At 71.2% G+C, this 22888-nt stretch carries 16 protein-coding genes; 4 read left to right on the forward strand and 12 right to left on the reverse strand.

Annotation, left to right across the window (positions count from 1 at the left end; translation table 11 throughout):
* Window positions 1-171: 171 nt before the first annotated feature.
* A complete protein-coding gene (locus tag HNR07_RS11050; protein WP_184371883.1) occupies window positions 172-1017 on the forward strand; it encodes a neutral zinc metallopeptidase in 846 nt (281 codons plus the stop codon).
* 33 nt (window positions 1018-1050) lie between these two features.
* Here HNR07_RS11050 and HNR07_RS11055 read toward each other — a convergent pair whose 3' ends face one another.
* From HNR07_RS11055 to HNR07_RS11090, 8 genes are all read right to left on the reverse strand, one after another.
* Window positions 1051-2496, reverse strand: coding sequence for an FAD-dependent oxidoreductase (locus HNR07_RS11055; protein ID WP_184364788.1), 1446 nt, complete (start codon window positions 2494-2496; stop codon window positions 1051-1053).
* Window positions 2497-2561: 65 nt separating this feature from the next.
* Window positions 2562-4490 carry a 1-deoxy-D-xylulose-5-phosphate synthase gene (dxs, locus tag HNR07_RS11060; protein ID WP_184364789.1) on the reverse strand — a complete coding sequence of 643 codons (1929 nt, stop codon included), beginning with the start codon at window positions 4488-4490 and terminating at the stop codon, window positions 2562-2564.
* A 286-nt stretch (window positions 4491-4776) separates the two neighbouring features.
* Window positions 4777-5547 carry a sulfite exporter TauE/SafE family protein gene (locus HNR07_RS11065; RefSeq protein ID WP_184364790.1) on the reverse strand — a complete coding sequence of 257 codons (771 nt, stop codon included), beginning with the start codon at window positions 5545-5547 and terminating at the stop codon, window positions 4777-4779.
* Between the two features lie 39 nt (window positions 5548-5586).
* The gene (locus HNR07_RS11070; RefSeq protein ID WP_184364791.1) at window positions 5587-6852 is read right to left on the reverse strand and encodes a styrene monooxygenase/indole monooxygenase family protein; all 1266 of its coding nucleotides are present in this window, start codon (window positions 6850-6852) and stop codon (window positions 5587-5589) included.
* A gap of 441 nt (window positions 6853-7293) precedes the next feature.
* A complete protein-coding gene (locus HNR07_RS11075; protein ID WP_184364792.1) occupies window positions 7294-8571 on the reverse strand; it encodes a sugar ABC transporter permease in 1278 nt (425 codons plus the stop codon).
* The gene (locus HNR07_RS11080) at window positions 8568-9368 is read right to left on the reverse strand and encodes an ATP-binding cassette domain-containing protein (protein WP_184364793.1); all 801 of its coding nucleotides are present in this window, start codon (window positions 9366-9368) and stop codon (window positions 8568-8570) included. The genes HNR07_RS11075 and HNR07_RS11080 overlap by 4 nt, the downstream gene beginning before the upstream one ends.
* A 131-nt stretch (window positions 9369-9499) precedes the next feature.
* Complete coding sequence (locus HNR07_RS11085) at window positions 9500-10645, reverse strand: ABC transporter substrate-binding protein (RefSeq protein WP_184364795.1); 1146 nt, start codon at window positions 10643-10645, stop codon at window positions 9500-9502.
* Between the two features lie 277 nt (window positions 10646-10922).
* Window positions 10923-12098, reverse strand: a complete 1176-nt coding sequence (locus HNR07_RS11090; RefSeq protein ID WP_184364797.1) for an ROK family transcriptional regulator — start codon at window positions 12096-12098, stop codon at window positions 10923-10925.
* 294 nt (window positions 12099-12392) lie between these two features.
* On the opposite strand from HNR07_RS11090, the gene HNR07_RS11095 reads away from it, so the two are divergent.
* The 3 genes from HNR07_RS11095 to HNR07_RS11105 all read left to right on the forward strand — a co-directional run bounded on the left by HNR07_RS11095 (window position 12393) and on the right by HNR07_RS11105 (window position 15395).
* Window positions 12393-12878, forward strand: a complete 486-nt coding sequence (locus HNR07_RS11095; protein WP_184364799.1) for a hypothetical protein — start codon at window positions 12393-12395, stop codon at window positions 12876-12878.
* Between the two features lie 171 nt (window positions 12879-13049).
* Window positions 13050-13640 (forward strand): uridine kinase family protein, encoded by a 591-nt coding sequence (locus HNR07_RS11100; RefSeq protein WP_184371886.1) that lies wholly within the window; start codon window positions 13050-13052, stop codon window positions 13638-13640.
* 243 nt (window positions 13641-13883) lie between these two features.
* On the forward strand, window positions 13884-15395 hold the full coding sequence (locus HNR07_RS11105; RefSeq protein ID WP_184371889.1) for an AbgT family transporter: 1512 nt from the start codon (window positions 13884-13886) through the stop codon (window positions 15393-15395).
* A 75-nt stretch (window positions 15396-15470) separates the two neighbouring features.
* Here HNR07_RS11105 and HNR07_RS11110 read toward each other — a convergent pair whose 3' ends face one another.
* The 4 genes from HNR07_RS11110 to HNR07_RS11125 form a co-directional block, all read right to left on the reverse strand.
* Window positions 15471-17606, reverse strand: a complete 2136-nt coding sequence (locus tag HNR07_RS11110) for a serine/threonine protein kinase (RefSeq protein ID WP_184364801.1) — start codon at window positions 17604-17606, stop codon at window positions 15471-15473.
* A gap of 54 nt (window positions 17607-17660) precedes the next feature.
* Window positions 17661-19904 (reverse strand): serine/threonine protein kinase, encoded by a 2244-nt coding sequence (locus HNR07_RS11115; RefSeq protein ID WP_184364802.1) that lies wholly within the window; start codon window positions 19902-19904, stop codon window positions 17661-17663.
* 125 nt (window positions 19905-20029) lie between these two features.
* The gene (locus HNR07_RS11120) at window positions 20030-21340 is read right to left on the reverse strand and encodes a hypothetical protein (RefSeq protein ID WP_184364804.1); all 1311 of its coding nucleotides are present in this window, start codon (window positions 21338-21340) and stop codon (window positions 20030-20032) included.
* Window positions 21333-22685, reverse strand: a complete 1353-nt coding sequence (locus HNR07_RS11125) for a hypothetical protein (protein WP_246420259.1) — start codon at window positions 22683-22685, stop codon at window positions 21333-21335. The genes HNR07_RS11120 and HNR07_RS11125 overlap by 8 nt, the downstream gene beginning before the upstream one ends.
* Window positions 22686-22888: the final 203 nt, after the last annotated feature.

Here is a 22888-nt window from a genome sequence, read left to right on the forward strand (position 1 = left end):
CCGCAGCAGCCGGTTCAGCACCAGCCCGTTCCCCAGCAACCGGTGCCCCGCGAACACTGGGTTCCGCGACCGGGCCAGTACCAGTGGCCGCCGCCCCAGCAGTGGGGGCAGCAGTGGGCGCCCCAGCCCTGGTACCCCGCGCCGCGGCCGCGGCGCGACAAGGGCCGGGCCGTGCTGGCCGGGGCGTTGGCCGCCGCCTCCGTCGCCCTGGTGGCGCTCATCGCCAGCGTCGCCATCGTGGTGAACACCCCGCGACAGGAAACGCCCACCGGCGGCGCCGACCTGTCCACCTTCTACGACAGCGGCCTGTACGCCCGACCCAACCCGGCCGAGATCGACCTCGTCGACCACCCGCTCTACGACGTCGCCATGCCCGAGCCGATCGACTGCCCCCTGCCCGCCCTGCGGACCGGCTCCGACGACTCCTGGGAGGCGTTCGCCAACGAGGCCGGGGTCTGTCTGAACGAGCTGTGGGCGCCGGTGATGGACGAGCTCCGCCTGGTCCCCGACCTCCCCGAGATCACGGTCACCGACGAGCCCCTGGACACCGACACCGAGGACTCCTTCACCCTGGCCTACTACGAGAGCGACCGGGGGCTGATCACCGTGGTCCTGCCCAACGTGCGCCAGGTCGGTGAACAGATCCCGGAAGCACACCAGGAAGACGTGTGGTTGGCGCTGATGGGACACGAGTACGCCCACCACGTGCAATACGCCACGGGCATCCTGAGCGTCTCCCACGACCTGCGCCGGACCGCGGGCAGCGAGGACGACGAGCTGGACACCCTGCGCCGGACCGAACTCCAGGCCGAGTGCATGGCGGGGGCGGGGCTGCGCGGGCTGACCGACCCCGGCGGCGACGCCCTGGACGTGGTCAACCTGCACTTCAACGGCGGCGGTGACCTGGACACCCACGGCACCGCGGCCAACCGCGCCCTGTGGTTGGAGGCGGGCTACTCCAGCGCGACCGTGGGCGGGTGCAACACCTACGGGGCCGACGAGAACGAGGTCACCTGACCGCCTCCCGCGTCGCGCCCCCGCCCGCTCCCCTCAGCCCTCTTCCAGGGCCTTGCGGTAGGCGTCCCAGCCGCGCAGCTTGACCCGCTCACCCCGGCCCAGGTCTTCGGCGTGTCCGGCCTCGGCGGTGTCGATGCGCAGCCAGCCCTCGTAGTCGCTGTGCGCCAGACCCCGTTCGTCCAGGACCCGTTCCAGCGCGACGGGATCCGGCACCGCCTCGCGCAGTCGTGGAGCGTCCTCCAGCAGGGCACGGACGGTCCCGGCGGCGTCGGACTTGTTGGTGCCGATCACGCCGGTGGCGCCCCGCTTGATCCACCCGGCCACGTAGTCCCCGGGCACCGCCCGGCCTTCGGCGTCCAGGACCCGGCCCGCCTCGTGCGGAACCGTGTGGCCGCCCCGGTCGAAGGGCACACCGGCCAGCGGCACCCCCGCGTAGCCGACCGAGCGCAACACCATGCCCACGTCCAGAACGCTGTACTTCCCGGTCCCCTCCAGGCGGCCGTCGGCGTCCAGCCGGGTGTGCTCCACCCGCAGGCCCTCGACCCGCGCCGCCCCGCCCTCCGCGGTCCCGGCCAGGATCTCCTCGGGGCGGGTCCAGAAGTGCAGTTCGACCCGGCGGGGACGCCCCTCGGGGGCCCGCCCGGCCTGTTCGCGCAGCAGTCTGAGGTTGGTGCGCGCCGCCCGGGAGACCTCGCGCAGCTCGGGGCGGCCAGCGCTGTCGGTGCCCACCTCGGTGGGGTCGATGTCCACCTGGTCCGGGCGCACGACCACGTCCGCACCGGGCAGGGCGAGCAGGTCGCGCAGCTCGGGAGCGGTGAACTTGGCCTGGAGCGGGCCGCGGCGGGCCAGCACGTGAATGGTGCGTACCCGGCTCTGGGCGAGCACCTCCAGGGCGGCCTGCGGGATGTCGGTGTGCCGGAGTTCGTCGGCGGTCTTGGCCAGGATCCGGACGACGTCGAGGGCGACGTTGCCCGCCCCGACCACCGCGACCTCCTCGGCGTCCAGCGCGAACCGGTCCCACTCGTTGTCGGGGTGGCCGCAGTACCAGTTGACGAAGTCCGTGGCGGCGAGGCTGCCGGGCAGGTCCTCTCCCGGGATCCCCATGCGCCGGTCGACGCTGGCACCGGTCGCGTAGACCACGGCGTGGTGGGTGCGGGCCAGGTCCGCGCGGGTCAGGTCGGCGCCGAACTCGACCCCGCCGACGAACCGCACGTGCGGGTGTTCCAGGATCCTGCGCAGAGTGAGCGCCACACCCTTGATCTTGGTGTGGTCGGGGGCGACGCCGTAACGCACCAGCCCGTAGGGGGTGGGCAGCCGGTCCATGATGTCCACCCGGACCGGCACGCGGCGCTGGCGGACGAGGGCGTCGGCGGCGTAGACCCCGGCCGGGCCGGAGCCGATCACGGCCACCCTGAGCGGAGTCGCGTCCTCGGCGGCGGGCTGCTCAGAACTGGGGTGCTCGGGTTCGGGAGAGGTCATGAACCCATTCTGGCAGCACCGGGGCTGCCCCCGGTGCTGCCAGAAGTATGGCTGAAAAGCCCGAGTCAGGCGGTTTCGTCGGCCAGTTCGCGGTGCGGCTTGCCGCCCTCGCCGCGGCGGGAGACCGTCTCGGTGAGCTTGCGGGACAGCTCCTGCGGGGTCAGGCCCTGCTGCTGGAGGATGCGGTCGCGTTTGGCGTGGTCCAGGAACTCCTGGGCGATGCCGAAGGTCCGCACGGGCACGTCCACCTCGTGGTCGCGCAGCAGGCGGGCCACGGCGTCGCCGACGGCGCCGGTGCGGCCGTTGTCCTCCACGACCGCGACCACCGAGTGCTCGGCGGCCTCGGCCACCAGGGCCTCGTCCAGGGGCTTGACCCAGCGCGGGTCGATGACGGTGACGCCGATGCCCTGGTCGGCCATGCGGTCGGCCACCTCGACGGCGACCTGGGCCATGGTTCCCACGCCGACGATGAGCAGGTCCTTGGCGTGTCCGCCGTCGGTGGCGCGGCGCAGCAGGTCCATGGAGCCGACCTTGCCGATCTCGGGCAGCTCCTCGGCGACGGCGCCCTTGGGGTAGCGCACGACGGTGGGGGCGTCCTCGACGGCGACGGCCTCGCGCAGCAGGGTGCGCAGCCGGGCGGCGTCACGCGGGGCGGCCAGGCGCAGGCCGGGGACGACCTGGAGGATGGACATGTCCCACATGCCGTTGTGGCTGGCGCCGTCGTTGCCGGTGACGCCCGCGCGGTCCAGGCAGAAGGTGACGCCCTGGCGGTGCAGGGCGGCGTCCATGAGCACCTGGTCGAAACAGCGGTTGAGGAAGGTCGCGTAGACGGCGACCACCGGGTGCAGGCCGTTCATCGCCATGCCGGTGGCGGCGGTGGCGGCGTGCTGCTCGGCGATGCCGACGTCGAAGATCCGGTCCGGGTAGGCCTCGGCGAACTTGTTCAGGCCGGTGGGGTGGAGCATCGCGGCGGTGATGCCCACGATGTCCTCGCGCTCGGCGCCGAGCTCGACCATGGTGTCGGCGAACACGCCGGTCCACTTCTCCACCTTGGGGCCGGGCTTGGCCTTGCCGGTGCCGATGTCGAAGGGGCCGGGGGCGTGGAACTGGTCCTCGTCGTGGTTCTCGGCCGGGGCGTAGCCCTTGCCCTTCTGGGTGATGACGTGGACGATCGCCGGGCCGCCGAAGTCGCGAGCGCGGCGCAGTGCCTTCTCTACCGCGGGCTCGTCGTGCCCGTCGATGGGACCGAGGTACTTCAGGCCCAGGTCCTCGAACATGATCTGCGGCTGGATGGTGTCCTTGAGGCCCTTCTTGAGGCCGTGCAGGGCCTCGTAGAGGGGCTGGCCGACCACGGGGGTGCGGTTGAGGGTGGTCTTGGCCAGGTCAAGGGCCTGCTCGTAGCCGGGGGTCATGCGCAGCGAGGCCAGGTGGTCGGCCAGGCCGCCCATGGTGGGCGAGTAGGAGCGGCCGTTGTCGTTGACGACCACCACCAGGCGCCGGTTCTTCTTCTCGGCGATGTTGTTGAGGGCCTCCCAGGCCATACCACCGGTGAGGGCGCCGTCACCGATGACGGCGACCACGGTCCGGTCGGTGCGCCCCTGGACCTCGTTGGCCTTGGCCATGCCGTCGGCGTAGGACAGGGCGGTGGAGGCGTGGGAGTTCTCGATGAAGTCGTGCTCGGACTCGGCGCGGGAGGGGTAGCCGGACAGGCCGCCCTCGGACTTCAGGTTGCTGAAGTCGTGGCGGCCGGTGAGGACCTTGTGCGCGTAGGCCTGGTGGCCGGTGTCGAAGAGGATCGGGTCCTTCGGTGAGTCGAAGACCCGGTGCAGCGCGATGCTCAGCTCGACGACGCCGAGGCTGGGACCCAGGTGGCCACCGGTCTGGGAGCAGGAGTCGACCAGGAAGTCCCTGATCTCCTGGGCCAGCGCAGGGAGCTGGTCGGCCGGGAGCTTCTTGAGCGCTTCCGGATTGTGTATCGACTCGAACAGTGTCACTGTCTCGTCAGTCCCCTCGTCCAGCGTGTCCGCTTACGTTTGCCGTACCCGGCCCCTGACGTGGGCCGGTGTTGGCTACCGGCAGGTATACCTACCCGATTTTATGGGCCTGCGTCCACGGTTCATACCCGGATGGCCCCCGAGGCCACGGCCTTGACGGTACCCCGGAAGAAGCGGTTGACCCCCTGGGGCGAAAACCACGGGAGACACCTCCCGCCACAGGTGTTTCGGCGTAGGTTACTCCCTTTTGGAAGCGCGGTTACCGCTGGCCACCCGGATGCTGAAGCTATCCCAGGGCGGCCTGGACCAGGAGGCCGATCGCGGAGACGGTCACCACGCACAGCAGCGCGACCCGGAGCTTGCCCGGGTCGACCCAGCGGCGGATCCGGTTACCGACGAGGAAGCCGATGCCGACGAAGGGGATCGCGGCCACTCCGGCGGCGACCGTGCGCTCGTCGAGTTGGCCGCCGACCCCCAGGGCGAGCAGTGAGATGGCCCCGCCGAACAGGAAGAACGCGGCCAGGGTGGCGCGCACCCGCTCGGGGGGTTCGTGCTGGTAGAGCAGGGCCATCGGCGGGCCTCCCACCGAGGTGGCGGTGCCCGCGAAGCCGGACAGGGAGCCCGCCGCGACCAACGAGAGTGGGGTGATGCGCACCCGGAAGGCCCACACGGACAGGAGGACGGCCAGCAGGACCATGACCCCGACGACCCCGGCCAGGGCCCGGGGTTCGAGGAAGGCCACGACCCACACCCCCAGCAGGGTTCCGGGGACCCGGGCGGGCAGCCCCCAGGCCATGCCCCGCCAGTCCACGTGCCGCCGCTCCTGGAGGAGCGTGAGCATCGGGAGGATGATCACGGCGATCAGCAGTGATCCGGGCATGAGCGTGGGGTCGAGGAAGGAGATCACCGGGGCGGCGACGAGCCCGAGGCCGAGGCCTACCATGCTCTGGACGGCGGCCCCGGCCAGGACCGCGGCCGCCGCGACGAGGAGGAAGACCCACGCGTCGATCTGGCCGAACAGTCCGTGGGCGGTGGGTGTGAGGAGATCAGCGAACATGAGGGGCACGACGCTATAACTCCGCGACCCCGGTCGGGATTAGGAGATAGGGACATGGGACGACCGGGTCGGCAGGGTGCGCCGGACGGCGTCCGCGTACTCGATCGCCCGCTCGGGGTGCAGGAACCAGTCGATGAGCCCGATGGGTTCGCTGAAGGAGTTGGCGAACCGGTCCGCGGTGGGCTGGTGCCGCTCCGCCAGCCGGTACAGCTCCCACACGTGGTGCGGACCGGACAGCATGACCCTGCTCCACGCGGTGACCTGGCGGGCGTGCCGCCAGTAGGCGGCGAAGGCCGCGCGCATGAAGGCCTCGTCGAAGGGGCGCCCGCCGTGGTCGACGACGGCCCTCCGGTAGACGTCCGCGCACAACGAGGCCATGTTGGCGCCCTGCGCGGTGACGGGGTCGTTGCTGACCACGGAGTCGGCCATGCCCAGGACCAGGGTGCCGTCGGCCAGTCGGGCGACGGGCTGGCGCACCACCGGCGTGTAACCGCCGTACAGGGCGGCCATGGGGTCGGCCAACCGGGCCCGGGAGAAGCGCTCGTACTCCCAGGGGGCGTGTACGCGCAGGACGTCGAGCAGCCCGGCCAGGACGTCCTCGCCGGTCGCCCCGCGACCCAGGGGCCGGTCCAGCGGCCCGCCCGGCACGGCCTCCACCATCAGGGCCTGGCAGACACCGTTCAGGGACAGGGTGGGCAGGGTGAACAGCTCGCCCGCCCCGGGGACGACCGTACGCCCCAGCACACCGCCGCCCGGAGGCGGCTCGGCCCCGGTGACGTATGCCAGCGACAGGGCGCGCTGGGGCTCCCTGAAGGGCGATCGACCCTCGCCCCGGGGGAAGAGTTCGGACAGCTCCCCGCGACCCGCCGCGACGATGACCAGGTCGTGGCCGGCGCCGAGCTCGGCAAGCTCCCCGGCCGCGACCCGGCGCCGCAGCACGCGGCCGCCGCCCCGCACGAACAGCTCCAGCCAGGCGGCCAGCTTCAGCCGCTGGTCCACGGACCGGGCGGGCTCGTCGAGGCGTCCCACCCAGTCCAGGTCCGGGGCCGCTCCCCCGCCCTGCCCGGCCACGCGGACGCCCACCCCGGTGATCCGCGGGGCCCGGTCCCCCCACAGGTCCAGGCCGTGGCGGCGTTCGCGGCGCAGGGCCGGACCGAACAGACACTGGGTGGACAGCACCCGTCCGGTCCGGATCTCCTCGGGTCCCTGCGGGTTGACCAGGGTGACGTCGTAGTCCTCAGCGAGCAGGCCGAGGGCGAGCTGGAGTCCGGACTGCCCGGCACCGACGACGAGGATCTTGCGCATGGTTCTCCTGGCTGCGTTAACAGGGGGTGGCTGTCGTGACGCGGCGAAACTAACAGCGCCCCGGAAAGCGCCGATTCCGCCCCTGACCTTGGGACTTTCGGCCCTACGGGGGCGGGGCCAAGGCCCTGGCCCCGCCGAGTGCCCCAGCTCACAGCGGCTGTTCGGCCTGGAAAACGGACTTCTGGCGGCCTCGGGCCCGTCCGCGCAGGTCAGCACGGCCAACACCGGCCCCTTCAGGAACCCGGCTGCGCGGAAGGCTCCGGTACGCCCCGGAACGGGGGCCCGGATGGCCGCGCCGCTCACTCGAAGCGCGGGGAAAGCGACACACCTCACACAAGAACAAGAAAGGGGCCCGGGCCGGTGGGAGTGGAAACCGGCCCGGGCCCAGCGGCGGCCCGGGGTGAACCGCCGCTCTCCTCCGGGAGGGAGTGGGGAGAGGCGCTAAGCACCGCCTCTGGCGTGGGTCTTGCGACCGCGGCGGGAGACCGCGTCCAGGACGACCGCGATCAGCAGGACGGCCGCCGTGATCATGAACCGCACGGAGGTGTCCATCTGGAGCAGCAGCAGGCCCGAGGTGATGGCGCCCAGCACCAGTCCGCCCAGCAGGGCGGAGTAGGCGTTGCCGCGACCGCCGAACAGGCTGGTGCCGCCGATGACCGCGGCCGCGATGGCCATCATCAGCTCGGCGCCGCCGCCGGTGGAGACGCTCGCCGCGAAGTTGCGGGAGACCAGCATGATGCCGCCCAGAGCCGCGAGGGTGGAGGCGATGCCGAAGACGGAGATCCGGATCAGGTCCACGTTGATTCCGGCGCGCCGGGCCGCCTCGGAGCTGCCGCCCACGGCGTAGACCATGCGGCCGTACCGGGTCTTGCGCAGCACCAGGTCCAGCACGACCACGAAGCCCACGAAGATCAGGAAGGCGAGCGGGACACCCTTGAACTGGTTGAGGATCCACACGCCGCCGACCAGCGGCAGGGCCAGCAGGAAGGCGCGGAAGAGCACCTCGCTGAGCGGCTTGTAGGGCAGACCGGCGATTCGCCGCTTGCGCTCGGCCGTCAGCACCGACAGCAGGTAGAGAACCAGGGCCACCGCGACCAGGAACCAGCCCACGACCGGGACGAAGTAGGTCTGGGTGAGCATCGCGATCGGACCGTTGGCGCTGGTGTTGATGCTCCCGTCGCCGCCCATGAGGTACAGGTGCACGCCCTGCCAGCCGAGCAGGCCGGCGAGGGTGACCACGAAGGCCGGTACCCCCATCTTCGCGAAGATGACGCCGTGGATCAGGCCGACCACGAGGCCGACGGTCAGGGCGGCGCCGATGGCGGCCCATTCGGACCAGCCGTGACGGACCGCGAGGACCGCCAGGACACCGGCGGACAGACCGGCCACCGAACCGATGGACAGGTCGATCTCGCCGAGCAGCAGGACCATGATGACGCCGGTGGTCATCAGGCCGACGGCGGCGATCTGCACGGTCAGGTTCGACAGGTTCTGCGGGGACAGGAACCGGTCGTTCATCGACTGGAAGACGACGGCGATCAGCAGCAGGCCGACGATGACCGGCACCGCGCCCAGTTCGCCGCCCTTGATGTTGCGGCGCAGGGCCTGGAGCCAGCCGCTGGGCGAGGCGGCGGTGGCCAGCAGGCGGGGGTCGCGCCGGGGACCGTTCTTCGGCTGGGCCCCGTCGGCGCCGTGGGAAACGTGTGTCTGCTGGCTCATTCCTTGTCCTTCGTGGCCGTGGCCGATGAGCCGGTACGGGTGGAGCGACGGGTCACCGGGTTGTCCGAGGCGCCGGTGATGGCAGCCACGATCTCCTCGTAGCTGGTCGAGGCGATGGGGAAGTCCCCGGCGTTGCGGCCCAGGCGGAGCACGACCGCCCGGTCCGCGACGGCGCGGACGTCGGCCATGTTGTGGCTGATCAGGACCACACCCAGCCCCTGGTCGCGCAGGCGCTCGATGAGGTCCAGGACCTGAGCGGTCTGGGCGACGCCCAGCGCGGCGGTGGGCTCGTCGAGCATGACCACGCGGGGCTGGCCCAGCAGGGACCGGGCGATCGCGATGATCTGGCGCTGACCGCCGGACAGGGCGGCGACGGGGACCCGCAGGCTGGGGATGCTCACCGACAGCGAGTCGAGGAGTTCCACGGCCCGGCGCTCCATCTCGACCTCGTCGAGGGTGCCGGGGAAGTGCAGGCGCTCGTTGCCCAGGAAGAGGTTGCCGACGATGTCCAGGTTGTCGCACAGCGCGAGGTCCTGGTAGATCGTGGCGATCCCGAGGCGCTGGGCGTCGGCGGGCGCTCCGATGGTGACCGGCTCGCCGTCCCAGTAGATGGTGCCGCCGCTGTCCGCGGGGTGGGCGCCGGCGATGACCTTGACGAGGGTCGACTTGCCGGCGCCGTTGTCGCCGAGCAGGGCGACGACCTCTCCGGGATCGACCTGGAAGTCGACCTCGGTGAGGGCCTTGACGGCCCCGAAGGTCTTGGAGATCCCGGACAGTTCCAGGACGGGTGTGCTCATGTGCTTGTTTCTCTTTCTCGTCCCGAGGGGACGGGCTCGTCCCGGGGGGACGGGTCCGACTCGCTCCGTCCCCCGGGGCGTCGCGCCCGGGCCGCCCCGAACGGGCGGGGCGGCCGCTGCACCGGACTCTGTTAGAGGGCTTCCTGGCAGAAGTCGAAGTCGGCGTAGTCGTCGGTGCAGATCTGCTCGATGGTGTAGAAGCCGTCGGAGACGACCGTGTCACCGATGTTGTCCACGGTGACAGAGACCGGGTCGAGCAGGATCGCGCTGACCTTCTCACCGTTGGCGTCCTCGACCTCGGTGATCGAGTACTCGCCCGCGTCGAGGTCCTCGCCGGTGGCCAGGGAGACGGCCATGGCGGCGGCGATGTCGGCCTGGGGACGGATGGCCTTGTAGACACTCATGTACTGCTCACCGGCGACGATGCGCTGGATGCCGGAGAGTTCGGCGTCCTGGCCGGTGACCGGCGGAAGGTCCTCCACCGAGACGCCCGCGCTGCGCAGAGCCGAGATGATACCCGCGGCCATGCCGTCGTTGGCGGAGTAGACGCCGACGATCTCATCCAGGCCCAGGGAGGTGATGGCGCCCTCCATCTGGCTGTTGGCCTCGTCCGGCGACCAGTCCGGGGTGTCGAACTCCTGGCCGATCTCGACCTGGCCCTCGAAGATCTCGTGGGCGCCGGCCTTGAAGCTGCCGGCGTTGGGGTCGGTGGGCGAGCCGTTGATCATGACGATCTGGCCGTCGCCCGCGGTGCCCGCCTGGTCGAGGGCGCCCAGCAGCGCCTCGGCCTGGACCTGGCCGACCCGGTGGTTGTCGAAGGAGACGTACATGTCCACGCCGCCCTGGGCGAGGCGGTCGTAGGCCACGACCGGGACACCCTGGCTGCGGGCCTCGTTCACGGTACCGGCGGCGGCTTCGGAGTCGACCGCGCCGAGCACGATCACGTCGACGCCGTCGGTCAGCATCGCCTGGGCCTGGGTCTGCTGCTCGTCGACGTCCTGGTCGGCGTTGGCGTACGAGAACTCACACTCGGGGCACAGGTTCTCGAGGGCCTCCTCGAAGTAGGGCCGGTCGAAGGCCTCGTAACGCGCAGTCTGGAGCTCGGGGAGCAACAGACCGACGTGGAAGCCCTCGTCGAGGCTGTGCGTCTGGGTCTCTCCCTCCTCGGCACCGGTGGTGAGCGAACCACAGGCGCTGGTGAACAGCGCGAGCGCGGTGCTGGCGGCGGCGATGCCGAAGGCAGCCGAACGTCGGGAGTAAGGGCGCTTAGTAGTCACGCGGGGGACCTCTCTTACGGAACCTGCGCGGGTGGGAACTCGCGACTGATGATGTGAAGTAGAACCCCGACGCCACCTTGTCGTCAACTCATGAACACATAACCGAAACATCACGAGTGTTAGCTTCACAACATAAACACATTAAAGCCGCAGGTCAGAGCGCTTGAAGGTGGATGTGACCTCGTGTGAAGCACACGGGTAAAGGTTCAGTGTTGCTTTCGCGACCTGACGGCTCACTCCGCGTTCAGCGCGGGCTCGGCCCCGGAACAGCCCGGGTTCAGCGCATACTGTGAGCGGCCGTGAGCAGTGCGCCACGGATCGCGGCGTCCTCGCCCAGGGCGCTGGTGACCAGTTCGAGCTGGGCCAGGGCACCGCCCAGGGTCCCCAGCTCCATCGCGCGGCGCATGGGCTCCAACAGGAGGGCACCGGCCTCGGCCAGGTCACCGCCGACCACCACGCGGTCCGGGTTGAACAGGTTGGCCATGATCGCCACCCCCTGCCCCAGAGCCGTCCCGGCCTCGGCGATGATGCGCCGACTGCCCGGATCCTCCCCCAGGGCCGAGGCGACCACGCCCCTCAACCGGGCACGGTCCGGCCCGGGGGCCAGATCGTGGTTCCTGGGCAGCATGTTCAGCAGGTAACCGGTACCGACGAAGGTCTCCAGGCAACCGCGGTTACCGCAGCGGCACACCTGCCCGCGCGGGTCGAGCCCGATGTGCCCGATCTCGCCGGCGGTACCGCCCGCGCCCCGGAAGAGCTGACCGGACATCATGATGCCCGCGCCGACCCCCTCCCCCAGCACCACCTGGATGACGTGCTCGGCGCCCTGCGCGGCGCCCGCCCTGCGTTCGGCCACCACCGCGAGGTTGGCGTCGTTCTCGGCCAGCACCGGCAGGCCCAGCCGCTGCTCCAGCGCCGCGGCCGGACGGAAGCCCGCCCAGCGGGGCAGACAGGAGATGGCGCCGACCTCACCGGTGTCGGGCGCGATGGGGCCGGGGACGGAGGCCACCACCGAGGCCACCGTACCCAGGTCGATCCGGGCCCCCAGCAGGGTCGTCTCGGTCAGCCACGCGGCCCGGCGGATCGAGCGTCCGGCATCGGCGGTGACCTCGTAGGCGATGCTCTCGCGAGCCAGCATGTTGCCGTCGCTGTCCCCGACCGCCACCCGGATCTGGTCGACCGCGAAGTCGACGGCCACGACCGTTCCGGGCGGGCGCAGCAAGGTGACGGCCCGCGCCCGGCGCCCGTTGGAGGAGGTGTTGCGCACCGACACGGTCCCGGCCGAGCGCAGACCGCGCACGATGTTGGAGACACTGGCCGCGGACAGGCCGGTGGCGCGGGCCAGTTCGGCCTGCGTCTGGGTGCCGTCCTGGCGCAGCACGTCCACGACGCGCCGCTCGTTGGCCTGCCGCAGGGCGGACTGGGACCCGGGGGTCGTGCCGGTGTCGGTCACCACGTCCCCCTTCGTCCGCGGTTCTTCGCTCTTCGCGCTCTGGTCCTTGTTTGGAGGAATGTTACAAGCATTGAACGGAGTTCAGGACCTCGGTACCCGTGGTAACACGCCCTAGGATCTCGGGCAGGGCGAGGGTTCCCACCTGTTCGCGAACACGGTCACACACGTGTGCGTGAACGCGCATGAGTGGACACGCCCAACCCCCGGGGCAAGGAGTTTCCCGGCTTCCCCCACACACGTCCCCGGGGACGGCTAGCGTTTTCCTCGAACACACAAACGATCCGTGGGGTGGGGGTGAGCGAACCGGTGGCCAAGGCCAAAGAGCGGGCCCTGCGGCCGATCGCCGCCCCCTGCTCGACCCCGGGGCCGGGTGGGGTGGCTGTGCGCACCCGCCTCGAAGACCTCACCGGAGGCGATGAGCAGGTACTGCGGGCTGGCGGCGCCCACCTGGCATCGCTGGCCTGCGCCGATCTCAAGGCCCGCTGCGCGGACGGGACCGGCCACGACCGGGGGACGTGGTCGGCGCGAACGCCACCTGGCCCCGCTCTCGTCGTCGCGGTGGACGCGGCCTACGCCTCCCGGGGGGGAGCCCAGCACTGGCAGAAACCCACCACCAGCAGAAGAAGGAAGACGTCCCGGCACGATACTGCGAGCATCGCGATCGGGCGGCGCGCCCAGGGGTATCCGATCCGGCGTCGGACGGCACCGCCCCGCACCCACCGGAGCGATGGGTGCGGGCCTCGGACCGCCCAGACCGAACCGGACACCCCCGGGGCGTGAGGGACCCCGCCACCCCGGCCCGGAGCGCGCACCCGATGCGCGCACCCGGGCCAAGGGGAGAGGAACGCGGGCAACCAGCGCACCCGACACCGTTCGGGGTGCGCGCAGAACCGGGGAGGAGTGGCGGCAGCCGCCACTCCTGGACACTGATGAGGAACAGTGAGCGCTGAGGTGAGTACCGACCGGCCCGGGTGGGCGGAGCGCGTGGCCGGGGCCGTTCTGGCCGCGCCTCGGCGCGGCCCAGCGGTGCGGGTGGTGGCGGTCGAGGGGCGTTCGGGTTCGGGCAAGAGCACGGTGGCCGAAAAGCTGCGCCTGGCTCTGGCCGGACGCGGTGAGCCGGTGGCGCTGCTGACGATGGAGGACCTCTATCCGGGCTGGGGCGGTCTGGCCGAGTCCTCGGTGCTGCTCGCGGAGTGGGTGCTGATCCCTCTTGCGCGCGGGCGCGCGGCGTCCTGGCGCCGCTACGACTGGGAGCGCGGCGGTTTCGGGGCGGAGCGGGAGGGTCTGCCCGCCGGGCTGGTCGAAGGCGGCGGGACGGTGATCGTGGAGGGGTGCGGTTCGGGGGCCGCTCCCGTGCGCGACCTGGTGGATCTGCTGGTGTGGGTGGAGGTGCCCGAGGAGACGCGTTCGGAGCGGCTGGACCACCGGGAGGACGCCGCCCTGTACGCGCCGTACCGGGCTTGGTGGGCCCGCCAGGAGGATGCCCTGTACGCCGTGGATCCGCCCCGGGAGCGCGCAGATCTGCGTTTGGACAACGGCTGAGGCGGGGCCACAGACCGCTCGCGGACACAGAGCCGTGTCATGGTCACACCACTCTGAGAGTCATGGTTCACTGTCACCTGCACCACAAGTGCAGTTTTGAGCCAATTGACCGTAAAGCTGCCGTTTGTCGGGTTCACTCACCCTCCTGAACCCGCTCCCGTGACCTTCGGGGCCGCTGGTTTTCCAAGGATGTACATCTTGACTACGACGCAGGACGGGTCGGCGAAGACCCCCACCCGCAGGATGCGCCTGACCATCGGCGCCCTCTCCGCCATCGAACGCGTCGGCAACAAACTGCCGCACCCGTTCTGGCTGTTCGTCATCATGGCCGGGCTGGTGATCCTCGCCAGTGTCGTGCTCAGCGCGCTGAACGTCTCGGTCGTCTCACCGGCCGACGGTGAGGCCGTCTCGGTCACCAGCCTCCTGAGCACCGAGGGCATCCACTTCATCATCGGCGACGCGATCAGCAACTTCGCGGCGTTCCCGCCGCTTCCGCTGATCGTGGCCGTCATGATCGGCGTCTCGGTCGCCGAGCAGAGCGGGCTGATCACCGCGGCTCTGCGCGGCAGCGTCACCCGGGTACCGAAGAAGTGGCTGACCTTCGCGGTCGTCCTCACCGGTATCAGCGCCAGTGTGGCCTCGGACGCCGCCTACGTGGTGTACATCCCGCTGGCGGCGATGGTGTTCAAGGCCGTCGGGCGCAGCCCGATCCTCGGCTTGGTCGTCGGTTTCGGATCGGTCAGCGCCGGATACAACGCGGCCCTGACCATCACCCTGACCGACGCGCTCATGTCCGGGCTCAGTACCAGCGCCGCCCAGATCATCGACCCCGACTACGTGGTCAATCCCCTGGCGAACTTCTTCTTCACCTTCGTCTCGGCGATCTTCCTCGCGATCGTGATCACGCTGCTGACCGAGCTGGTCCTGGTGAAGCTGTCCGGCAACACCCGGGAGGACGAGGACGCCGAGATCGGCGACCTCGGGTCGATGCTCCTGACCGACAGCGAGCGCAAGGGCATGCGCCGTGCGGGCCTGACCCTGCTGGTGTACTTCGGCCTGATCGCGGCGGTGCTGGCTCCCCCCGCGTCGCCGCTGCGCGGAGAGGACGGCGGCGTCCTCAGCTCCCCGCTGCTGAGCGGTGTCGCCTTCGTCCTGGCCATCGCCTTCCTCCTCGTCGGCATCGTCTACGGACGAACCACCGGCTCACTGCCGACCATGGCCTCGGTGCCGCCCGCGATGGCCGTCGGTGTCCGCGAGCTGGCCCCCGTCCTGGTGCTCTTCTTCGCCGCCGCCCAGTTCATCGCCTACTTCTCCTGGTCCGGCATGGCCGACGTGATCGCGATCAGCGGAGCGAACTTCCTGGATTCCACGGGGGTGCCCCCCGCTCTGCTCTTCATCGGTTTCCTGGTTCTCGCCGCGGTCCTGAACATCTTCATCACCAGCGGCTCGGCCCAGTGGGCCCTCATCGCGCCCGTGTTCATCCCCATGTTCATGCTGATGGGCATCAGCCCCGAGACCACTCAGGCGCTGTACCGCATCGCGGACTCGGCGACCAACATCATCAGCCCGATGAGCGCCTACTTCATCATGGTGCTCGGTCTGCTCCAGAAGTACCGCAAGGACGCGGGCGTGGGCACCATGATCTCGCTGACGCTGCCGATCAGCATCACCGTGTTCGTCTCGTGGACGCTGTTCTTCTTCCTCTGGTGGGGCCTGGGCATCCCCCTCGGCCCGGGGACGCCGTACGCCTACTAGACAGCTGGCTTACCGCACGGAGCCGCCGTGGTCACCCGACCACGGCGGCTCCGCCGTTTGCGCGGTTCAGTAACGCTACTGGGGCGGGCGAGAACAGATCTGGCGGGCACTCTGCATGTCGGTGTCCATCCTGCGGATCACCTGGATCAGATTCCAGCCCTGGTCGGGGAGATTCCGCATCCGGTGGTTCCGCGCGTGGCGCACGCGCGCGTTCCCGTAACGGTTGGTCTCCTGAAGGCTCACGGCCAGCCAGGCCGCGCCCAGAGCACAGGACGTCAGGAAGAGCATCATGCCCAAACCCGAACCCGACGCCGCCGCGGCGGCGGGAATGGACGCGACAAAGCAGAAGATCGCCCCGCTCCCGAGCCACGTCCTCAGGGACGTGTTCTCCCCTTCCGCTTTGGCCGTGGCGACCAGCGCGTTGTGCTCGTTGTGCAGCGCCTCGTGCCGTCGCTTCCAGGCGTCGCGCTGCTGGACCAGGGTGACGATGTTGGGCAGAGAGGCGTAGACGGCCGCGGCCGAACCCATCTTCTGAGATCCCGAGGACAGGTCCACGCGCGGCCAGAGCGCCCCCGTCCACTCCGCCACCCCCGGCAGCCCGCCAGAGTCCGGTGGCACCACGAGTTCCGGGTTGAGCAGGAAGGCGAGCACCAGGGCGGGCTCCACCCTGCACTCGAACCCGCGCCAGCCGTTCAGGTGGTGGGCGAGTTCCCGGTGGAAGGCGGCTCCGGCCCCTTCGGCCTCTTCGATCTCCTGGGCCAGCTGGGCAAGTCGCGGGGCGTCGTCACTCCGGTGCTGGGCCATCAGCCGCAGCAGCTGCGGCCGGGCCAGCAGCATGAGTTCGTTGGCCTCGTGGCCACCGGTGATGAGCGGGCGGGGATCATGGAACAGCTCCCGCAGCCGCTTCACCGTCAGTTCGTGGCCGCGGAATCGGGGCGGCAGCTCCGGACAGGCCTGGGCGATGAACGAGGCCACCGCCAGGTTCGCGTCCTGGACCTCCCGGCGGAACAGCGAACGGTCCACCTTGGTGTCGTTGATGTCGTTCATGACCCAGGAACCGAGCATGGCGCGTTCGGCGGGGTCGCCCAGGACCATCACCGCGGCCGACCAGTGCTGCTGCATAGCGGCGGCCAACCCCTCGATCCGAGTGAAGCGGACCCCGACGAAGCTGTACGGCGGAGCCTCTCCCCCGCTTGCGCGGGCAGCGCGTGAGAGCGGGGCGACGTAGGAGCTCTGGGTGCGCGGCGGGGTGGGCGGTGGGGCGGGTTCTGGAGCCGGGCGCCGCGGAGCGGGGTTCGGAGCGGCCTTGGTGTACTGACGGGTGAGCGGAACCGGCGCCCCCGCCACCCGGGTGGGTGCCACCGGCGGACCCGGTTCCGGATCCGCCGTCCCCACGGGCTTAGCCGCGGTGCCCGCGACCAACTGGTGCAAGAGCGAAGCGGCGTCCGGACGCCGCTTCGGGTCCTTGTCCAGGCAGGCCAGGACGGCCTCCAGCAGCGGACCGGACAGATCCCCGGTGTCAGGTTCCCCGGACAGCACCCTGGCGATCCGGGAGGCCTGGGTGGGACCGTGGAAGGCCTCCCGCCCGGTCGCGGCGAACACCATCACCGAAGCCCAGGCGAACACGTCCACCGCCGCGGTCAGGCGCATGCCCTCCAGCTGCTCGGGGGCCATGTACCCGACCGTCCCCACGATGCCGCTGGCCGTCACCGAGGTGGACTCCACCGCACGGGCGATCCCGAAGTCGATCACCCGGGGTCCGTCCTGGGCCAGCATGATGTTGTCCGGCTTCAGATCCCGGTGCACCACTTCCGCCGCGTGGATGGCCGCCAACGCGGTCGCGGTGGAAACCGCGAGGCGCTGGAGCTCGGTGCCGGTGCGGGGGCCGTCCTCGGCGACAGCCCGCTGGAGGGTGGGGCCGTCGATGTACTCGGTGGCGATCCAGGGTTCGTCCGCCTCGGGTTCGGCGTCCAGGATCTCCGCGATACAGAAGCCGCTCACCCGCCGGGCCTGCTCGACCTCCGCCGCGAACCGGCGCCGCATGTCCGTGTCACGCGCCCAGCTGGCGTGCAGGATCTTGACCGCCGCCCTGGTCCCGTCCTCGGCCTCGCCGAGGAAGACCTCACCGAAACCGCCCTTGCCCAGCGAACGCGTCAGGCGGTACGGACCGACCCTCCGGGGAGAGGAGGCCACGTCCGTGGTCTCGTCCACGAGCCCATCCTTCCTTCTTCACTTGTCTACGTGTTCCGGACCTGAGCGCTGACCTCAGCCGGCGGTGAGTCTGCGCGCCTGGGCCAGGTCCGCGCGGATGCGTTCCACTCCGGTGGTGAGCTGTGGCAGCTGATGAACGGTGTTGTGCAGTTCCATGGCCCGCTGACGCCGGCGGGCGGACGGGCCGCAGAGCACCACGTTGGTGGCGATGGCGCCGAGCAGGACCGGGACCGCGATCAGTCCCACCCACATCACCAGGTTGCCGAAGAACTCACCGGCCCCGCCCATGTGGTACATGACGAAACCGACGGGGAGGCCGAGCAGGGCGAACTTGCTCAGACGGGTGGTCTTTCCCAGCCGTTCCTGGAGCCGTACCTTGCCCAGGAGGGCCTCATGGGCGGTGGACACCTCGGAGTAGCGGCTCTCCCAGTACCGGCGCTGGCGGGACAGCGCCTGGAGTGTGCCCATGGACCCGTGGATCGCGGCGGCGTACCCGGCGTTGTCCGGGACGTCGGAGTTCATGACTCGCTGCCAGAGGATGTCCACCCACTCGGCGACGCCGGGGTCGCCGTTGTCCGTCGGCGGAACCATCTGGCCGGGGTTGAGCAGGAAGGCCAGGACCAGCGCGGGGTTGACGTTGGGTGTGGTCGAACGCCATCCCTCCAGCTGCTGGGCGAGCTGTTGGTGCAGGAGGGTCCCGGCGCGCTCGGCCCGGTCCAGCTGTTCGGCGAGCCGCTGGTACTCCGCGGACTCGGGTCCGTGGTGGGCGCTGATCAGCCGCAGGAGTTCGGGGCGGGCCAGCAGGACCATCTCGTTGGCCAGCGGCGCACCGGTCAGCAGGGGGCGCGGATCGGCGAAGAGCTCACGGAGCTCGGCCAGGGAGATGCCCCGGCCCCGGAAGACCGGGGACAGGTCGGGGCGGATCTGGGCGACGAAGGAGGCGACCGCCAGGTTGGCGTCCCGGACCTCGCGGCGGAAGAGGGCGCGGTCGACGGTGGTGTCACCGAGGTCGTCCACGATCCAGGCGCCCAGGGCCGCGCGTTCGACGGGGTCGCTGAAGACCTGGACGGCGGCGCCCCAGTTGCGCTGCATCGCCTCGGCCAGGCTGCCGGGGTCGAGGAAGCGGACACCGACGAAGTGGTAGGGCGGCACCGGTCCGGTGTGGCCGGGCACCGGGGTGTACGGGCCCGAAGTCCGGCTGTCGGGCGTGAACGGCGGGGGCTGCGGATAGTGATGGGACTGCTGCGCCTGCTGGGACTGCGCCTGCTGGGATGTGGCGTCAGCCGGGGCCATCCGGGTGTAGGCACGGGTCGGGTCGACCTTGGCGGGCGGGGCCACCCTGGTGGGATCGACCGGCACGACACCGGCGGGCGGGTGTTCGGCGACCCTGGTCCCCTCGACCCCGACCCGGGTGGCGGCGTCGGGTGAGGACACCACCGCGGTGGCCGCGTGGTCCCCGATCGGCCGCGGGGCACGGGCCGGCGCGCCGGCGGCGGGGGCGGAGATCAGCTGCCGCATGAGGGCCTCGGCGTCGGGCCGCTCCCGGGGGTCCTTGGCCATGCAGGTGCGGAGCGTGTCGGCGAAGGCGCCCTCGAGTCCGCCCAGGTCCGGTTCTCCACCCAGGATGCGGGCGATGCGCGCGGCCTGGGTGGGGCCGTGGAAGGCCTCCCGGCCGGTCGCCGCGAAGACCATCACCGAAGCCCAGGCGAACACGTCCACCGCCGCGGTCAGCCGGGCTCCTTCGAGCTGTTCGGGGGCCATGTAGCCGATCGTGCCGACCACCCCGCTGGCCGTCACCGAGGTGGACTCCACCGCACGGGCGATCCCGAAGTCGATCACCCGCGGCCCGTCCTGGGCCAGCATGATGTTGTCCGGCTTCAGATCCCGGTGCACCACGCCAGCGGCGTGGATGGCCGCCAGCGCGGTCGCGGTGGCGACGGCCAGGCGCTGGAGCTCCGTCCCCGAGCGCGGTCCGTCCTTCTCGACGGAGGCCTGCAGGGTGGGGCCCTCGATGTACTCGGTGGCGATCCACGGTTGGTCGGCGGCGGGGTCGGCGTCCAGGATCTCCGCGACGCAGAAGCCGCTCACCCGCTGGGCCTGCTCGACCTCCGCCGCGAACCGGCGCCGCATGTCCGCGTCGCCCGCCCAGCTGGCGTGCAGGATCTTGACCGCCGCCCTGGTCCCGTCCTCGGCCTCGCCGAGGAAGACCTCACCGAAACCGCCCCGCCCCAGGGAACGCAGCAGCCGGTAGCCACCGACCCGCTCGGCCTCCGTGTCCTGGTTCTGAGGCTCGTCCACAGCCCGCCCCGTTTCTCATAAGCGTTTTCGGCGTCCCGGCCGGGACGCCATGTCAGGGTGCCACAGGCTACTGACTCCACGTGCAGGGGCCCGGTTCCGGCATCTCCCGATCCGATGCCCGGCCGTTACCTCCGGCTGCCCGAGTGGTCGCCGCGCAGGACGCGCTCGACCAGGTCATCGCGCAGAGCGCCGTACCCGGTGGCCGCCCAGACACTCTCGTCCGCGGGCACCTCGTAGTAGGGCACCTCGCTCCCCCGGTACCGGGCGGGCAGGACACGGGGGCGGCTGCGGTCCCGGACGGCCTGGGCGCACTCGGAGCACAGCGGCACCCGGACGCTGCGGGTACCCCCGAACTCGCGCCACTCGGTGCGCCGGGTGCTGGTTCCGTGCAGCGGATTGGCGTAGCAGTGCGCCCTCGGTTTCCGGGACCTGGCGCGGCTGCGCAGGATGGCGTCCTCCGCCATGTCGAGCAGGACCAGGACACCGACCGCGTCGGGCAGGGCGGGTTCGGTGGCGAGCATACGGTCGTGGACCCTGGCCGCGGCGGCGCGGGCGTCCAGAGCGTGTTGGAGGAGACGGTTGGCCTCCTCACCCCTGGGTTCCGCACGGAGACGGCCCAACCGCTCACCGAGTTCGACCAGGTCGTTCGCCCCCCGTTCCACGAGGCGGTCCAGTTCGGCGCGGTCCGCGTTGTCGAACCCCGCGTGCTGGGTGACGGCAAGCGCGGGGAGTGAGGGTACCCGGGCGCGGCGGGCCCGCCAGGCCAGGCCCGCGGCCAGCAGGAGCGCCAGGGCGACGATGGCCGGCCACGACCAGCCGGGCGGACCCGCACCGTCCTCTGCCTGTCGGCCGTCCGTACCCGGGGCCGGGGGCTCCGGATCCGGAAGGTCCTCCCTCTGCTCTTCGTAGGCGTCCCTGGCCGAGGTGAAGGCGCCCTCCGGATCGTCGGACAGGGCGGTCTGGACCGAGACCTCGACCAGCTCCCTCGGGTTCGCGCTGAATTCCGTGGCGTAGGAGGAGGTGAGGGAAGCGAAGTGGGCGGGGCTGTGGTGGTCGGACCCGAAGTCCTGACCGCGCATACGACCGTTGTCGAAGACCAGGTAGTGGGCCCGGCCTGCGCCCATACGATCGTGAACCAGGCTGGTCAGGGTCTCGGAGTCGCCGTTCCAGGTGTCTCCCTCCGCCAGGGGCACCGCGATCACGTAGAGCGGCAGGTCCGAGGCCTCGATGAGGGAGGCGGTCTCCTCCCGGACGTCCTCGGGTAGAGCACTGGCGTAGGCGGGGTCCACGTGGACAGGTGACCGGGTCAGGGAGTCAGCGATCACCTGTGCGGCGTTGACGCTCTCCTGCGCCGCGGCGGGGGCTGGGACCGCTGTCAGGAGGAGGGCCAGGATCAGGGCCGGGACCGCGGCGGTGAGGGTCGGGGGTCTACGCATCCTTCTCCTCCAGGATCCCGTCGATGAGGTCTCGGTTGGTCGATCCGTAGTTGGTGCGGATCCAGACCCGGTCCAGTTTCAGGTGCGGCACCCAAGCGCCGTCCACGTGCAGCTCCAGAACGCGGCGGGACCGGTCGCCGTCGGGGAGGTCCGCGCAGGCGTCGCACAGCGGGCGGCGGCCGCGGATGACGAGGACCTGGCCCTGGCGGCGCGCCTGGCCGTGCAGGGGGTTGACCGAGCAGACCGGCCGCCTGCTCCGCTGCACGTCCCCGGCGATCGCGGCACGCGCCCGCCCGGCCAGGACCGCGGCGCCCAGCAGGTCGAGGGCGTCCACGGGGCGGCGCAGCACCACCAAGGCGGCGTCGGCGTCGCGCATGGCGGCCGCGGGCACCAGCCCTTCCGGGGCCCGCTCCAGCTCCCGGACCATGGCCCGGGTCTGGGCGATCGCGAGCTTGCGCAGGGCGCGCGCGCTCATCCGAGTCCGGGGGCCGCCGCCCTGTCCGCGTACCCGGCGCACGGAGAAGACCGCCAGGAAGACGGCGCCGAAGAGCATCCCGGAGAACAGCGGACCCACTACCAGCAGACAGGGGAGGAAGCCGTCGCCGAAGAAGCGTTCCGAGCGCGGCCCGGGGTCGTACACGTAGCTGTTCGCGAACGGCGGGGCGGCGTCGGGCCGGCCGGGGTCGGTGGGTACCTCCTCGATCGCGGGCAGGACTGCCTCGATCGCCTCGGCGGGTGTGGGCTCGGAGACCTCCCGGGCGGCCCGTCTCAGGGCGAAGGGATCGATACCCAACCCGGTGGATCCGGCCGCGATCTCGACCTCGTCGCGCAAGCCCGCGGTGGCGACCAGGTAGAGGGCCTCTTCCTCCTCGGTGAGCGCGGACAGGGCGTAGGCCAAGACCTCGGGGTCGCCCCCGGACTCGTCGGATCCGTCCATGGTCACGACCAGGGCGCGGACCGGGAGCGGGGAGCCCTCCAGGCGTTCGGCGGTGGCGGCCAGCCCGGTTCGGTCCATCGGAAGGAGCTCGGCGGCGTACAGGGGCGCGGACCCGACCTCGGCGAGCAGGCGCTCGACCCGGTCGGTGCCGGAGACGTAGGGCGGCTCGGAGCGGGTCAGCGCGGAGTCGTCGACGACCTCGACACCGCCCTCGGGGACGCTCATCATGTAGGCGTAGGGGCCGGCGACCGCCGCCCCACCGAGGACCAGGGCGACAACGGCCACCACGGGCACCTCGCGGGGAGCCGTCCGGCCCTGGCGGAGCCGCCACCAGATCCAGAACCCGCCCGACGCGAGCAGAAACCCCGAGGCCAGCCCGGACAGGGTACCGAGGTTCTCCGCTCCCACCGAGTGGGTGGGGTCGACGTCGTCGAGGAACGCCTCCCAGAAGGCCGCGAGCGCGCCGGGCTCGCCCTCCCGCGCGTCGGCCGGGCCCGGCCCGCCCGTGCCGGGCAGGGGGGGCTTGGCCCCGGAGCCGGTCGACGATGACGGCGGCGACCTCGTCGATGGTGGTGCCGTACTCGACCCTGGGGTCGTCGTACAGCGCGCGC

Origin of the sequence: Nocardiopsis metallicus (assembly GCF_014201115.1) — a bacterium.
Classification (GTDB): Bacteria; Actinomycetota; Actinomycetes; order Streptosporangiales; family Streptosporangiaceae; genus Nocardiopsis; species Nocardiopsis metallicus.

Bases quoted from the DNA above. Each gene is read 5' to 3' on its own strand.
- HNR07_RS11055 (WP_184364788.1), bottom strand. From the start codon at position 2,496: ATGACCTCTCCCGAACCCGAGCACCCCAGTTCTGAGCAGCCCGCCGCC.
- HNR07_RS11065 (WP_184364790.1), bottom strand. From the start codon at position 5,547: ATGTTCGCTGATCTCCTCACACCCACCGCCCACGGACTGTTCGGCCAG.
- HNR07_RS11070 (WP_184364791.1), bottom strand. From the start codon at position 6,852: ATGCGCAAGATCCTCGTCGTCGGTGCCGGGCAGTCCGGACTCCAGCTC.
- HNR07_RS11075 (WP_184364792.1), bottom strand. From the start codon at position 8,571: ATGAGCCAGCAGACACACGTTTCCCACGGCGCCGACGGGGCCCAGCCG.
- HNR07_RS11080 (WP_184364793.1), bottom strand. From the start codon at position 9,368: ATGAGCACACCCGTCCTGGAACTGTCCGGGATCTCCAAGACCTTCGGG.
- HNR07_RS11105 (WP_184371889.1), top strand. From the start codon at position 13,884: ATGCGCCTGACCATCGGCGCCCTCTCCGCCATCGAACGCGTCGGCAAC.
- HNR07_RS11120 (WP_184364804.1), bottom strand. From the start codon at position 21,340: ATGCGTAGACCCCCGACCCTCACCGCCGCGGTCCCGGCCCTGATCCTG.